The organism is Mycobacterium sp. (genome assembly GCF_019243155.1).
Taxonomy (GTDB): Bacteria; Actinomycetota; Actinomycetes; order Mycobacteriales; family Mycobacteriaceae; genus Mycobacterium.
In genome coordinates, this window is the sequence record NZ_JAFAUS010000343.1 from 1 (window position 1) to 14115 (window position 14115).

General features: G+C 66.7%; 12 protein-coding genes and 1 riboswitch. Of the genes, 7 read left to right on the forward strand and 5 right to left on the reverse strand.

The window, feature by feature from the left end; genetic code table 11:
• The 3 genes from JOZ00_RS17560 to JOZ00_RS17570 all read left to right on the forward strand — a co-directional run.
• The coding region (locus tag JOZ00_RS17560) for a phosphopantetheine-binding protein (RefSeq protein ID WP_293345799.1) at positions 1 to 947 on the forward strand (947 nt) is incomplete at its 5' end.
• Between the two features lie 160 nt (positions 948 to 1107).
• Positions 1108 to 2169: a 3-oxoacyl-[acyl-carrier-protein] synthase III C-terminal domain-containing protein gene (locus JOZ00_RS17565; protein WP_293345801.1), complete on the forward strand. Its 1062-nt coding sequence runs from the start codon at positions 1108 to 1110 to the stop codon at positions 2167 to 2169.
• A 52-nt stretch (positions 2170 to 2221) separates the two neighbouring features.
• Positions 2222 to 2448: riboswitch (M-box (ykoK) riboswitch) on the forward strand.
• 227 nt (positions 2449 to 2675) lie between these two features.
• Complete coding sequence (locus JOZ00_RS17570; protein ID WP_293345803.1) at positions 2676 to 4448, forward strand: NAD-binding protein; 1773 nt, start codon at positions 2676 to 2678, stop codon at positions 4446 to 4448.
• 8 nt (positions 4449 to 4456) lie between these two features.
• Here JOZ00_RS17570 and JOZ00_RS17575 read toward each other — a convergent pair whose 3' ends face one another.
• Positions 4457 to 6232: an ABC-F family ATP-binding cassette domain-containing protein gene (locus JOZ00_RS17575; RefSeq protein ID WP_293345805.1), complete on the reverse strand. Its 1776-nt coding sequence runs from the start codon at positions 6230 to 6232 to the stop codon at positions 4457 to 4459.
• A 96-nt stretch (positions 6233 to 6328) separates the two neighbouring features.
• Between JOZ00_RS17575 and JOZ00_RS17580 the strand changes: the two genes are divergently transcribed.
• From JOZ00_RS17580 to JOZ00_RS17590, 3 genes are all read left to right on the forward strand, one after another.
• Positions 6329 to 6616 carry a hypothetical protein gene (locus tag JOZ00_RS17580; RefSeq protein ID WP_293345807.1) on the forward strand — a complete coding sequence of 96 codons (288 nt, stop codon included), beginning with the start codon at positions 6329 to 6331 and terminating at the stop codon, positions 6614 to 6616.
• Between the two features lie 114 nt (positions 6617 to 6730).
• On the forward strand, positions 6731 to 9745 hold the full coding sequence (locus JOZ00_RS17585) for an acyl-CoA synthetase (RefSeq protein ID WP_293345809.1): 3015 nt from the start codon (positions 6731 to 6733) through the stop codon (positions 9743 to 9745).
• Positions 9742 to 9957, forward strand: a complete 216-nt coding sequence (locus JOZ00_RS17590) for a Trm112 family protein (protein ID WP_293345811.1) — start codon at positions 9742 to 9744, stop codon at positions 9955 to 9957. The genes JOZ00_RS17585 and JOZ00_RS17590 overlap by 4 nt, the downstream gene beginning before the upstream one ends.
• On the opposite strand, the gene JOZ00_RS17595 is transcribed toward JOZ00_RS17590, so the two are convergent.
• The 4 genes from JOZ00_RS17595 to JOZ00_RS17610 all read right to left on the reverse strand — a co-directional run bounded on the left by JOZ00_RS17595 (position 9923) and on the right by JOZ00_RS17610 (position 13571).
• Entirely contained in the window at positions 9923 to 10543 is a 621-nt protein-coding gene (locus JOZ00_RS17595; RefSeq protein WP_293345812.1) for a TetR family transcriptional regulator, read from the reverse strand. The two genes, JOZ00_RS17590 and JOZ00_RS17595, sit on opposite strands and share 35 nt — an antisense overlap.
• Before the next feature lie 99 nt (positions 10544 to 10642).
• Positions 10643 to 11461 (reverse strand): ABC transporter permease, encoded by an 819-nt coding sequence (locus tag JOZ00_RS17600; RefSeq protein WP_293345814.1) that lies wholly within the window; start codon positions 11459 to 11461, stop codon positions 10643 to 10645.
• The gene (locus JOZ00_RS17605; protein WP_293345816.1) at positions 11395 to 12159 is read right to left on the reverse strand and encodes an ABC transporter ATP-binding protein; all 765 of its coding nucleotides are present in this window, start codon (positions 12157 to 12159) and stop codon (positions 11395 to 11397) included. Before JOZ00_RS17605 ends, JOZ00_RS17600 begins: the two co-directional genes overlap by 67 nt.
• A gap of 134 nt (positions 12160 to 12293) precedes the next feature.
• On the reverse strand, positions 12294 to 13571 hold the full coding sequence (locus JOZ00_RS17610) for an ammonium transporter (protein ID WP_293345818.1): 1278 nt from the start codon (positions 13569 to 13571) through the stop codon (positions 12294 to 12296).
• Positions 13572 to 13643: 72 nt separating this feature from the next.
• Here JOZ00_RS17610 and JOZ00_RS17615 point away from each other — a divergent pair.
• Positions 13644 to 14115, forward strand: a 472-nt coding sequence (locus JOZ00_RS17615; RefSeq protein WP_293345820.1) for a DNA-3-methyladenine glycosylase, incomplete at its 3' end; no start/stop codon positions are given.

The following is a 14115-nucleotide window of genomic DNA, read 5'->3' on the forward strand; positions in this document are numbered from 1 at the left end:
TGGGACAGCCGCGAATCGCATTGTTGTCCAACCTGACTGGGCAATTGGCCGAGCCGGACTATGGGTCGGCACAGTACTGGGTCGACCATGTGCGCCGGCCGGTCCGGTTCTTCGACAGCGTGCGCGCCGCCGAGGCCTTGGGCGCCACTGTCTTCCTGGAACTAGGTCCCGGTGCCGCATTGAGCGCGGCGGTTGATCAATCGCTGACCACCGCAGGTGCGCTCTCGGTGGTGACCATGCCGAACGATCACGCCGAAGTCGAATCCCTGCTCGGCGCGGCCGGGCAACTGTTCACCGCCGGTGTCGATCTGGACTGGACCCAGACTTTCATCGGCCTCCATCCGCGACGGGTCGGCCTGCCCACCTATGCTTTTGCTCGACAACAGTTTTGGCTCGGCCCTGAATCAAAAACGGCGCCTGCGAAGGTAAGTCAGGGACCGGACCTAGCCGCGCAGTTGTACGAGCTGCGACCCGACGAGCAACAACGCCGGCTGTTGGCATTGGTGTGCGAACACGCGGCCGTCGTGTTGGGGCATCCGGACACTAACGCCATCAATCCCGAACGCGCCTTTCACGACCTCGGGTTTGAGTCGCTGACCGGAGTCCAGCTGCGCAACCGTCTCACTTTCGATACCGGGTTGGCTTTGTCGCGAACATTGATCTTCGACTACCCGACTCCCGCAGCGCTGGCCGACCATCTCCGGCAGCAACTATTGCATGCCGATGACGACGAATCCGACGACGAAAAGGTCTGGTCGCAGCTGAGGAAGATTCCTCTGCACGAACTCCGGCGAACCGGCTTGCTGGACAAACTTCTATTCCTTGCCCACGGGTCGAACGAGTCGGTCGCCGATCGCGCTGTCAGTGCTGACATTATCGACTCGCTGAGCCCCGAGGCATTGATCGCGCTGGCGCTCAACGCGGCTGACCGCGAGGGTGTCGAATGACGAAACCCGTGCTGGCAGGCCTGATTACGCGGCCATTTCGGCGCCGCTATATGACACATGTTCAATACACCAAGTTTTTGCACGGCCGGTTGGGACGACCTAAACTTTCCAGCATCAACGGGAGTCCCGTTTGTGCTGGTTATCAGCAAGAGGGTGGGGCATGAGCGTCATCGCAGGGGTTTTCGGTGCGTTGCCGCCGTATCGCTACAGCCAAAGCGAGATCACCGACCAGATCGTGAAGTTCCCCGTGTTGCAGGAACACGAAGGGATCGTCCGGCGATTGCACGGCGGAGCGAAGGTCAACAGCCGCCATTTCGTCCTGCCGCTGGAGCGGTACTCGTCGCTGACCGAATTCGGCGAAGCGAACGAGATCTTCATCGAAAAGGCTGTGGAGCTCGGCTGCGAATCGCTGCTCGGCGCACTCGACGAAGCCGGCCTGCAGGCCCAAGACGTCGACATGATCGCCACCACGACGGTCACCGGTGTTGCGGTGCCCTCCCTCGATGCCCGGATCGCCGGACGTCTCGGCCTACGGCCGGACGTGCGCCGGGTGCCGCTGTTCGGCCTGGGTTGCGCGGGCGGCGCGGCGGGGGTGGGCCGGCTGCACGACTACCTGCGCGGTGCGCCCGACGGTGTAGCGGTTCTGGTGTCGGTGGAGCTGTGCTCGCTGAGCTTCCCGGCGGTCAAGCCGACCGTGTCGGGTTTGGTCGCGACGGCGATGTTCGGCGACGGGGCGGCCGCGGTGGTGGCCGTCGGCGACCGTCGCGCCGAACAGCTGAATCCCGGTGGACCCGACATCCTGGATTCGCGTAGCCGGCTGTACCCCGAGTCGCTGAACGTTATGGGCTGGAACGTCAGCTCCGCCGGACTCCAGCTGGTGATGTCGCCGGAGCTGACCAACTTCATCGATCGGTATCTCGCCGACGACGTCAATCGCTTCCTTGCGGCGAACGGGCTGACCAAGGGCGACGTTTGCGCGTGGGTGACGCATCCCGGTGGTCCCAAGGTCATCGACGCGATCGGTAACACCCTCGAGTTGCCGTCGGACGCGCAGGAGCTCACCTGGCGCTCGCTGGGCGAGATCGCCAACCTCTCATCGGCCTCGGTGCTGCACATCCTGCGCGACGCCATCGCCAAACCGCCGCCCAGCGGAAGCCCCGGCGTGCTGCTCGCGATGGGCCCCGGCTTCGGCTCGGAGCTGGTGCTTTTGCGCTGGCACTGATCCGCCGCCGCGGATTGACTTGCTCTGGTCGAGTCAGCATCATTGGAGCCTGCAAGCACCTCGCTAGGTGAGGCGTCTGCACGGACACAGGCCACTGACCCCGAACGTCGAAAGACGCCCCGGGTCAGGACAGCTCCTCCCGGCATAAGGGTTGAGCCAAAGTGGCTTCCGGACTAGGAGTGATCGCAAGCGCGGCGAAGCCGGGCGCAGCGGGTCGCGGCCATCGGCTAAGTCCGGATACGCCGTGCAGTGCCAAAGCTCTGACGAGAGAGGTGTATTCGTCCGGCCGCGGGCCGGACGTGCCCGCACCCGTGCACGTGAAGCGATGGCGGCACCCGCGTGTGTCCCGGCGGCAAGGAGGTGAGGGCTATATGAGTCCGTGCGATAGTCCGGCTCCGCCATTCCTATCGGTCATATTTGGTTCCCGCACAGCCTTTTGGGCACACCGCACTAGCTGATTCGTATGCTGCTCGGGGGACCAGTGTCAGCAGAAGTGGGTGTTGTCTATGGTGCACGTCCTCAAGCCACGGTGGACCCGCCGCCGGGTCGACCCCGTCAAATTCGATGTCGACTTCGATCCACCTCCCGAAGGTCACATCATCGTCAGCGGTGACGACGCCCTGGCGACGACCATCGTCGCCGAGCTGACCCGGGCCGGCGCGAAGGTGGTCAAGCTGGCCGCGGTCGAGCTCGCCGATGCTGGCGTCGCTCGCGCGCTCGCGGTCGTCTGCGCCGGGGACGACGACTCGACGAATATCGAAATCGCATTGCTGGCAAGAAAAGCCAACCCGGGCGTGCGCGTCGTGGTGCGCCTGGACAACGACGTGGTTCGCATGGCGATGGCAGCCGATAACGGGCCCGGAGCGATCCTCGACGTGGCTGACCTCGCGGCGCCGTCGGTCGTCGAGGCATGTCTGGCGAGCAGCACCCACACGTTCGAGGCGGCCGGCTTCAAATTCGCTGTGTGGGGCAGCGAGGCGACGCACGACGCCACACTGCGCGACATCGACAGGGACCTGGCGCCGATCGCGGTGATTCGCGGTGAGAACTCCACAACGCCCGGCGCGGTGGTGGCCTGCCCGGGCCGGGATCTGCCGGTGCACGCTGGCGATTGGACGGCGGTGATCGGCACCGCCGACGAGCTTGCCGCCCGCGGCGTCAAGGGCCCGCGCCCGATCGTGATGCGTTCGCGCTCACGCGTTTTCCGGCGAGTATTCGACGCCGTACGCACCGCGCGCGACGATGTCAATCCCGCGTTCTATCCGGCATTCGTCATCGGGGTGGCCCTGATGCTCGGTTCGACGATCGTCTTGCGGTTCGCCTACCAGCGGGCCCCCGGGATGACGTGGCTGGACGCGATGTACTTCAGCGCCGAGACGATCACGACGGTGGGGTACGGCGATTTCAGCTTCGCTGAACAGCCAACCTGGTTGCGGGTCTTCAGCGTGAGTTTGATGTTCGCCGGCATGACGACCACCGCGGTACTCATCGCGTTCATCGCCGACCTGCTGTTGTCGCGTCGCTTCGTGCAAACCGCCGGCAGACGGCGGGTGCGCCACATGCGCGACCACGTCGTCGTCGTCGGACTGGGCTCGGTCGGGATTCGCGTCGTCGGAGAACTCACCGCCGCCGGTCACGGCGTCGCGATCATCGAGCAGGACGACGAGAATCCGTTCCTGCCCGTCGCTGCCGAACTCGGCGTACCAGTTATCTTCGGCGACGCGACGATGGAACAGACACTCGAGGCGGCCTGCGTCGACCGCGCACGAGCGGTGGCGGTGCTGACGCAGGACGACATGGTCAACATCGAGACCGGAATCGTGCTGGGGGAGATGTACGGCGGCGAGGCGCCACCAGCGCTCAACCGGCCCGAGGTCCCGTTGGTGCTGCGGGTTTACGACCGCGAACTGGGTTTGGCGGTCGGACAGCGGTTCGGCTTCGAGAACGTGAGGTCGACCGTCGAGCTGGCCACCCCGTGGTTCATCGGCGCCGCCATGGGTCTCGAAGTGCTGGACACCTTTTCGATCGGCCAGAGCACCTACATGGTCGGCGCGATGCACGTCGAGGCCGGCAGCGAGCTCGACGGCCTGCGGGTGTTCGAGAAGTCGACCCAGACCCGCGTCATCGCGATCACCCGGGATTCAGAGCCCGCCCGGCTGCACCCGCGCCGCGGCACACAGCTCCGGGCCGGCGACACGGCCTACCTAGTAGGCCCGTACCGCGAACTGCTGGACACACTGCCCAAAGCGCAACGTCGCCAATCGGTGCGACAACGCTGAGGGTCCGCCTACTCGAGTGTCTCCGACAGTTCCAACCAGCGGCCCTCCGTCTGCGCAACCTCGTCCTCGAGTGCGCGCAACTCCTGAGTGAGCCGGGTGATGCCGACGTGGTCCGACTGGTCATGCTCGGCGAGCTCGGCGTGCTTGCCCTTGATCCGGTCGGCCAGCCGCGTCAGCTGACGGTCGAGCGAGGCCAGTTCTTTCTCGGCGGCGCGGCGCTGCGCCCCGGACATTGCCTGCGGCGGCTCGGCCGGTTCGGGCGCCGCGGCCGCCGTCGCGGTCCGGTCGGCGGCCAACCGCAGGTACTCGTCGATGCCGCCGGGCAGGTGTCGCAGTCGGCCGTCGAGAACGGCGTACTGCTGATCGGTGATCCGCTCGAGCAGGTATCGGTCGTGCGAAACGACGATCAGCGTGCCCGCCCACGAATCGAGCAGATCTTCGGTGGCAGTGAGCATGTCGGTGTCGACGTCGTTGGTGGGCTCGTCGAGCAGCAGAACATTGGGTTCGGACAGCAGCGTGAGCATCAGCTGCAACCGACGCCGCTGGCCACCGGAGAGTTCGCCGACCCGCGCGGACAGCTGGCCGCGGCCGAATCCGAGTCGCTCCAACAATTGGGTCGGGGTCACTTCGCGGCCGTCGACCTGGTAGTCATTGCGCAGCCTGCCCAGCACGTCGGCGATCCGGTCGTCGTTGAGCGTCGCCAGCGCGTCGCCCTGCTGGTCGAGCACGGCGAGTTTGACGGTCTTGCCGTGTTTGACGCGCCCGCTGTCGGGTGTGACGGTACCGGCGATCAGACCCAGCAAGGTCGACTTGCCCGCGCCGTTGGCCCCGACGATGCCGCTGCGTTCCCCGGGCCCGATCCGCCACTCGACATCGCGCAGCACCGGGCGACCGCCGTACGAGACCGACACATCGAGCAGGTCGATCACGTCCTTGCCGAGTCGCGCGGTCGCCAGCTTGGCCAACTCGACGGTGTTGCGCAGTGGCGGAACGTCTTCGATCAGCTGGTTGGCGGCCTCGATCCGGAATTTGGGCTTTGACGTGCGCGCCGGCGGGCCCCGGCGCAGCCACGCCAGCTCCTTGCGCATCAGGTTCTGCCGCTTGGCTTCGGCGGCGGCCGCCACCCGATCCCGCTCGACGCGCTGCAGCACGTAGGCCGCGTATCCGCCCTCGAACGGCTCGACGATGCCGTCGTGCACTTCCCAGGTCGTGTTGGCGACCTCGTCGAGGAACCAGCGGTCGTGCGTCACCAGCAGCAGCCCGCCGGTGTTGCGCGCCCACCGCTGCTGTAGATGGTCGGCCAACCAGGTGATGCCCTCGATGTCGAGATGGTTGGTGGGCTCGTCCAGGGCGACGACATCCCAGTCGCCGATCAGCAGTCGGGCCAGCTGCACCCGCCGGCGCTGGCCACCGCTGAGTGTGCCGACCGTTGCGTCCCAGTCGATGTCGGACACCAGGCCGCCGACCACGTCGCGCACCCGCGCGTCGCCGGCCCACTGGTGCTCGGGCTGGTCGCCGACCAGCGTCCAGCCCACGGTGTGGTCCGAATCGAGCGTGTCCGCCTGGCTGAGCGCGCCGACTCGCAGCCCGCTGCGCTGGGTGACCCGGCCGGAGTCGGGCTGCTGCTCGCCCGTCAGCAGGCGCAGCAGGCTGGATTTGCCGTCGCCGTTTCGGCCGACGATGCCGATGCGCGCGCCGTCGTTGACTCCGAGCGTGAGCGCGTCGAACACCACTTGAGTCGGATATTCGAGATGTACGGCCTCAGCTCCCAGTAGGTGCGCCACCGGCCCGACGGTAGCCGAATCGACGGGACGGCCCGGTGGCCGTCCCTAAGCGGTAGCGTCATTAACGCCCTAACGGCGACGTGACGGGAGGCGACCATGAAGCTCGGCATCGTCGGAGGATCGGTCGCGCTGCTGATGGCCGCCGGGCTGATCGCCTCTGCGCCGCCGGCCGCCGCCGGCTGCCAGTACGGGGGAGGTGTGATCAGCAAGTGCGACGGGCCCATTCAGCCCGACGGGACCTGGCAACGTTGCGTGGCCGTTCCGCACTTGATCCCGAACGGTGCCAGTTCCTACCTGGTGCCCGACGGGCACTGCGATGTGATGGGCCCCAACCAGGGCCCTCCGGAGCTCGGTTTTGCCGACCCACCGATGCACATCGACTGAACAAGACGCGGCTGACTCCGCGGCCTTGGACGGCGCGGGGCCGGGGTCGACGATCGACCTCAACGGCTGCAGCGGCTGGTGATGCCGGCCGCGCAGCTGGCCTGATGTGCCATGATGTCCAAGCTGTCAAGAGTCAGGGAGCAGCGGGTGGATCTCAATTTTTCATTGGTCACAAGACCGGTCGAGCGGCTGATCGCAACAGCGCAGAACGGGCTGGAGGTCTTGCGGCTGGGGGGCTTGGAAACGGGCAGCGTGCCGTCGCCGTCGCAGATCGTCGAGAGCGTGCCGATGTACAAGCTCCGGCGGTATTTCCCGCCGGACAGTCGGCGCGGCAAGTCGCCCGCGGGACCGCCGGTGCTGATGGTGCACCCGATGATGATGTCGGCCAACATGTGGGACGTCACCCGCGAGGAAGGTGCGGTAGGAATCCTGCACGCCCACGGGATCGATCCGTGGGTCATTGACTTCGGCGAACCCGACAAGGTCGAAGGCGGCATGCGCCGCACCCTGGCCGACCACATCGTCGCTCTCAGTCAGGCGATCGACACGGTCAAGGAGGTCACCGGCAACGACATCCATCTGGTCGGTTATTCGCAGGGTGGCATGTGGTGCTACCAGGTAGCCGCCTACCGGCGTTCGAAAAGTCTGGCCAGCATCGTCACCTTCGGTTCACCGGTTGACACCCTGGCTGCGTTGCCCATGGGCATCCCGGCGAACTTCGCCGCGCCCGCCGCGAACTTCATGGCGGATCACGTCTTCAGCCGACTGGACATCCCAAGCTGGATGGCGCGCACCGGCTTTCAGATGCTCGACCCGCTCAAGACCGCCAAGGCCCGGGTCGACTTCGTGCGGCAGTTGCACGATCGGGAGGCGCTCCTGCCGCGCGAACAACAGCGCAGGTTCCTCGAACGCGAAGGCTGGATCGCGTGGTCCGGCCCGGCGATCTCCGAACTGCTCAAGCAATTCATCGCCCACAACCGGATGATGACCGGCGGTTTCGCCGTCAACGGCCAACTGGTCACGCTCACCGACATCACCTGCCCGGTGCTGGCGTTTATCGGTGAGGTCGACGACATCGGCCAGCCGGCCTCGGTGCGCGGCATCCGGCGGGCGGCACCTGACGCCGAAGTCTACGAATTCCGGATCCGGACAGGGCATTTCGGACTGGTCGTCGGAACCAAGGCGGCGCAACAGAGTTGGCCGACGGTGGCCGAATGGGTGGAATGGCTTTCCACCGGCGGCGACAAGCCCGACAGCATCGACCTGATGGCCGACCAGCCTGAGCACACCGACAGCGGTGTGGCGTTGAGCTCACGGATCGCACATGGCCTCGGGGAAGTTTCTGAGGCGGCGCTGGCGCTGGCCCGCGGCGCGGCCACCACGGTCGTCACGGCGAACAAATCCATGCGCACCATCGCCATCGAGACCTACCGCACGTTGCCGCGACTGGCGCGCCTGGGTCAGCTCAACGACCACACCCGGATTTCGCTCGGCCGCATCATCGACGAGCAGGCGCACGACGCCCCGCAGGGCGAGTTCCTTCTATTCGACGGGCGCGTGCACACCTACGAAGGCGTGAACAAGCGCATCAACAACGTCGTGCGTGGCCTCATCGAGGTCGGGGTGCGACAGGGTGACCGGGTCGGCGTGCTGATGGAGACCCGACCCAGCGCGCTCGTGGCCATCGCCGCTTTGTCCCGGCTCGGTGCCATCGCGGTGGTGATGCGACCGGACGCCGACCTGACCGCATCGGTGCGGCTCGGGGGAGTGACCGAGTTGCTGACCGACCCCACCAACCTCGACGCGGTGCTGGCGTCCGACCGCCAAGGGCTGCGGCAGGTGCTGGTGCTCGGTGGCGGTGAGGCACGCGATCTGCACCTGCCCGAGAACTCCGACGTCATCGACATGGAACAGATCGATCCGGATGCCGTCGAATTGCCCGGGTGGTTTCGGCCCAACCCGGGGCTGGCCCGCGATCTGGCATTCGTCGCGTTCAGCGCGGCCGGTGGCGAGCTGGTGGCTAAGCAGATCACCAACTACCGCTGGGCGGTATCGGCCTTCGGTACCGCCTCGACGGCCGCCCTGGACCGCCGCGACACCGTCTACTGCCTCACGCCGCTGCACCACGAGTCCGCGCTGCTGGTCAGCCTGGGGGGCGCCGTGGTGGGCGGCACCCGCGTCGCCCTGTCACGCGGCCTGGACCGGGACCGATTCGTTCAGGAGGTGCGCCAATACGGCGTCACCGTGGTCTCCTACACGTGGGCCATGCTCGCCGAGATCGTCGACGACCCCGCGTTCGTGCTGCACGGCAATCATCCCGTGCGGCTTTTCATCGGTTCCGGTATGCCGACCGGACTGTGGGGACGCGTCGTCGATGCGTTCGCGCCCGCCCACGTGGTCGAGTTCTTCGCCACCACCGACGGCCAGGCGGTACTGGCCAACGTCTCGGGCGCCAAGGTCGGCAGCAAGGGTCGCCCGCTGCCGGGCGCCGGGCGTATCGAGTTGGGCGCCTACGACACCGAACACGACCTGATCCTGGAAACCGAGCGCGGCTTCGTGCAGGTAGCCGAACCCCACCAGGTCGGAGTGCTGCTCGCCGCCTCCAACGGCCCGATCGACCCGACCGCTTCGGTCAAACGCGGGGTTTTCGCCGCAGGCGACACCTGGATCTCGACCGAGTACTTGTTCTATCGCGACGACGATGGCGATTACTGGTTGGCCGGCCGGCGGGGTTCGGTGGTCCACACCGCGCGTGGCCTCGTCTATGCCGAGCCCGTCACCGACGCACTGGGCTGCGTCAACGGCATCGACCTGGCGGTGACCTACAACGTGCCGGTGGGCGATCACGAGGTGGCGGTCTCGGCGGTGACGCTGCTGCCGGGAGCCTCCATCACCGCGGCCGACCTGACCGAAGCGTTCGAACAGCTGCCCATCGGTCTGGGGCCCGACATCGTGTGCGTGGTGCCGGAGATGACCTTGAGCGCGACCTACCGTCCGACCGTCAGCGCCCTACGGGCCGCCGGGCTTCCGAAGGCGGGGCGCCACGTCTGGTATTTCGATGCGCAAGCCGAACAGTACCGCCGGCTGACCGCCGGGGTGCGTTCCGAACTGAACGGTTCCCCGTCATGATCGACGATTCGCTGCTGAGCATCCTGGTGTGCCCCGCCGACCGCGGCCCGCTGGTCTTGGTGGGGGAGGAAGTGCTCTACAACCCGCGACTGCACCGGGCCTACCGCATCGAAGACGGCATCCCGGTGCTGTTGATCGACGAGGCCCGCGACGTCGATGACGAGGAGCACGCCCGGCTCATGGAACGAGGCCGTCCGGCAGATCCCCAGTGAGGTAGCGCTGCAGGTTCGGCGCGATGGTCTGGGCGACCTGCTCGGGTGGCAGCGACGCGAACGGCTCCAACTGCAGGATGTAGCGCGCCATCACCACACCCACCAGCTGCGACGCGACGAATTGGATGCGAACGATCCCGCTTCCCGGCGGATTGTCAACGCGGGTACCCACTTCGACGGCGATGACGTCCTGGATGAACGTACGGAAGAGGTTCACCTCCGAACCGGCCAGAATCGATCGCAGCGTCGCGATGAAGCCCGCACCGATTTCGGAGTCCCACAGCGGCAACAGTATTGACGGGATGGTATGGCCAAGCTCCTCGACGGGCACTTCCCGCATCGGGCCGATGACTTCCATCGGGTCGATCGGAATGCGGACGGCCGCGGCGAACAGCTGCTCCTTGGTGCCGAAATAGTGATGCACAAGCGCGGAGTCCACTCCGGCTGCCGCGGCTACCGCGCGGATCGAGGTATTGCCTATTCCATTGCGGGCGAACAAGTCTCGAGCGCTAGCCAGGATGCGCTCTCGGGTGTCGGAGCCACCGGGCGGTCGTCCGCGCCGCCGCCCGGTGTTGGTGGCCGTCACTGGCGACCCGCTGCGCCCGGCTGAGCCGCGCTTGCGATCGCCACTAGGACCCTCCGTGGCGACCCGCTGCGCCCGGCTGCGCCGCGCTTGCGATCGCCACTAGGGCGTCCGTCGCCGCAACGTCGCAGCGGCCAAACACAGAGCGGCGAAGGCGAATCCCATGACGACGACGATATCGCGCACTGCGGTCCCCGTGAGTTCGGTGTGCGCCCCCACTTGCTGCAGGGCTTCCAGCGCGTAGCTGGCAGGCAGCACATTGCTGATCCACTGCAGCCAGTGCGGCATCAGCGCGCGCGGCACGATGATGCCGGCCAGCAACAGCTGCGGCACCATCACGAGCGGGATGAACTGTACGGCCTGAAATTCGGTGCGGGCGAACGCGCTACAGAGCAGGCCAAGCCCGACGCCCAGCACGGCGTTGACGATCGCGATGACGAACACCCAGACCGGGCTGCCCGCCGTGTCGAAGCCGAGCAACCAAAACGACACACCACACGCCAGGATGGCCTGTGCCGCAGCGGCTATGGAGAAGGCGGTGCCATACGCGATCAGCAGATCCAGCCGGCGCAGTGGGGTGGTCAGTATGCGCTCCAGAGTCCCCGAGGCGCGCTCGCGCTGCATCGTGATCGCGGTGATGATGAACATCACGAACAGCGGGAAGAGGCCGAGCAGGATCAGGCAGGCGTTGTTGAACGGTGTCGGGGTGCCGGGCCGGTGCGGCGCATTCTGGAACATGAAGTACATCAGCGTGATGACCAAGATGGGCACCGCCAGGATCATCGCGACGCTGCGGCGGTCGCCAATCAGCTGACGCAGGATCCGTGTGGTGCTGGCGGTGTACCCCCTGAGGTTCAGCCCGCCTGGCGCGTGGTGCTGCGCCTGATGATCGACAGAAACGCGTCCTCCAGTGACGTGCATCCTGTGTCCTCTCGTAGTCGGGTCGGGGTGGTGTGAGCGACCAGGTGGCCGTCGCGCATCAGCAGCAGATCTCCGCAGTGGTCGGCCTCGTCCATCACGTGGCTGGAAACCAGCAACGTCGTTCCGCCGCGGGCGAGTTCGTTGAACTGCTCCCACAAGTCGGCCCGCAAGACCGGGTCCAGGCCCACCGTGGGTTCGTCGAGCACGAGCAGATCGGGTTGGCAGACCAGCGCGCACGCCAGCGACACCCGAGTGCGCTGACCGCCGGAAAGGTTGCCGCACAACGCGGTTCGGTGGTCGTCCAGTCCGACGCGTTCGATCGCGGTGTCGACCGCCTGGCTGTCGTAGCCGTACAGCGCCGCGAAGTAGCGGACGTTGTCGACGATGCGCAGGTCGTTGTAGATCGTCGGGTCCTGGGGCAGGTAGCCGACGCGGCGCCGCAGCGCCGCGGAGCCGGCGGGCTCGCCGAGCACCGTCACGCTACCCGACGCCACGATCTGGGTGCCGACGATGCACCGGATCAGCGTGGTCTTGCCGCAGCCGGACGGGCCGAGCAGGCCGGTGATGCTGCCCCGGGCGATCTGCACGGAGAAATCGTGCAGAGCCGGGCGTTTTCCACGGATCACCCGCAGGTGGTCAATGCTGACGGCCGGCTCTTGGCGGTTGACGATTAATTCATCACGCGATGAAGTCATCATGTGATGAATACTTCGCCGCCGCTGGGGCGTTGTCAAGGCCTAGCTGGGTGCCATGGACCGCACGGGGACCATGCGGCGCGTTTTTGTGCGATGTCGCAGGTGATATCGCGGACGAAAATCTCCCTATGGGCGGATTACGTCGACCGCTTATCGATTCCCGGGCGGAACGCCGGCAGGTGGCCGTGCACGCCCTCGGCGTACGCGGTCTCGGCGTGCTGCGTGAAGTCGATGCCGTTGGTCTCGTCCTCCGCGCTGACCCGGAAGCCCATCACCCGGTCGATCACCTTCGCCAGAACGAACGACATCGTGAACGCATAGAGCGCGACGACCACGATCGCGAGAGTCTGCTTGCCCAGCTGGCCGAAGCCGCCTCCGTAGAACAGGCCCTGCGGGCCTGACGTCATCACCGCCGTAGCGAGCAGCCCGATCAGTGACACGCCCACAACGCCGCCGACGAAGTGCACGCCCACCACGTCCAGCGAATCGTCATAGTTGAGGCGGAATTTCGCGGCAACCGCGAACGAACACACGGTCCCGGCCGCCAGGCCGACCACCGCCGCGCCGAGCGTATTGACGGTTCCGCACGACGGGGTGATCGCGACGAGGCCGGCGACCACACCGGAGGCCGCACCGAATGTGGTTGGCCTGCCGTCGCGGATCTGTTCGACCGAGAGCCACCCCAGCATGCCGAGGCAGCCGGCGACGAGGGTGTTGAGGAAGATGGCCGCGGCGGTTCCGTTGGCCGCCAAGGCCGAACCGGCGTTGAAGCCGAACCAGCCGAACCACAGCAAGCCAACACCGAGCAGGACCAGCGGCAGGTTGTGCGGGCGCATGGCGTCTTTCTTGAAGCCGATGCGGGGCCCGAGCACCAGCGCCAGCGCCAGCGCGGACGAGCCCGAAACGATCTCGACGACAAGGCCGCCCGCGTAGTCGAGCACCCCGAGCTTGGCCAACCAGCCGCCGGGCCCCCAGACCCAATGCGCGACAACCGAATACACGACGACAGCCCACACGACGACGAACACCATCCAGGCCGCGAACTTGGCGCGGTCGGCGATCGCGCCGCTGACCAGCGCGGCGGTGATGATCGCGAACGTCAATTGGAAGGTGGCATAGAGCAACTCGGGTACCGCACCGTGCACGCTGTCTGGGGTGATGCCCAGCATCCCGATGTGTTTGAGGTTGCCGACGAACCCGCCCGCGCCGTCTTCGGAGAACGCGATGGTGTAGCCGACCAGCAGCCACGCCACGGTGACCACCGGTATGGAGATGAAGCTCATCATGATCATGTTGAGTACGCCGGTGGTGCGGACCATGCCGCCGTAGAAGATCGCCAGGCCCGGAGTCATCAGCAGGACCAGAGCGGTACTGGCCAACAGCCAGGCGGTGGCGGCAGGGTCGATCGCATGCATGGTGTGGGCTCCTTCGAACGATCCCGAGACACCGGGATATTGCCACGTCGCTGCTGTCGGTAGATTCGCCGGGTGGGTGCAGGCCAGCTGCTAGTCGACCCGGTCGAGGCGGCACACCGGTTGCTTGGCGCCACCCTCAACGGGCGGGGCGTAAGCGGGATCGTCGTTGAGGTGGAAGCCTACGGAGGGACTCCGGACGGCCCCTGGCCGGACGCCGCGGCGCATTCCTATCGCGGGCGCAGCCCCCGCAACGGCATCATGTTCGGTCCCCCGGGCCGGCTCTACACCTACCGCAGCCATGGAATTCACGTCTGCGCCAACGTCTCGTGCGGGCCGGACGGGATCGCGGCGGCGGTTTTGCTGCGGGCCGCCGCGGTCGAGGACGGCGCCGACACCGCCCAGGCCCGACGCGGCGAGTCGATCCGTCCCGTCGCGTTCGCGCGCGGCCCCGGCAATCTGTGCTCGGCCTTGGGAATCACCATGGCTGACAACGGGATTGACCTGTTCGATCCACTCAGTGCGGTGACCTTAGCCCTCGGCGACG

Excerpts from the sequence above, each read along its gene's own strand:
- JOZ00_RS17565 (WP_293345801.1), top strand. The coding sequence starts at position 1,108 with ATGAGCGTCATCGCAGGGGTTTTCGGTGCGTTGCCGCCGTATCGCTAC.
- JOZ00_RS17590 (WP_293345811.1), top strand. The coding sequence starts at position 9,742 with ATGATCGACGATTCGCTGCTGAGCATCCTGGTGTGCCCCGCCGACCGC.
- JOZ00_RS17580 (WP_293345807.1), top strand. The coding sequence starts at position 6,329 with ATGAAGCTCGGCATCGTCGGAGGATCGGTCGCGCTGCTGATGGCCGCC.
- JOZ00_RS17605 (WP_293345816.1), bottom strand. The coding sequence starts at position 12,159 with ATGATGACTTCATCGCGTGATGAATTAATCGTCAACCGCCAAGAGCCG.
- JOZ00_RS17585 (WP_293345809.1), top strand. The coding sequence starts at position 6,731 with ATGTCCAAGCTGTCAAGAGTCAGGGAGCAGCGGGTGGATCTCAATTTT.
- JOZ00_RS17570 (WP_293345803.1), top strand. The coding sequence starts at position 2,676 with ATGGTGCACGTCCTCAAGCCACGGTGGACCCGCCGCCGGGTCGACCCC.
- JOZ00_RS17610 (WP_293345818.1), bottom strand. The coding sequence starts at position 13,571 with ATGCATGCGATCGACCCTGCCGCCACCGCCTGGCTGTTGGCCAGTACC.
- JOZ00_RS17600 (WP_293345814.1), bottom strand. The coding sequence starts at position 11,461 with ATGCACGTCACTGGAGGACGCGTTTCTGTCGATCATCAGGCGCAGCAC.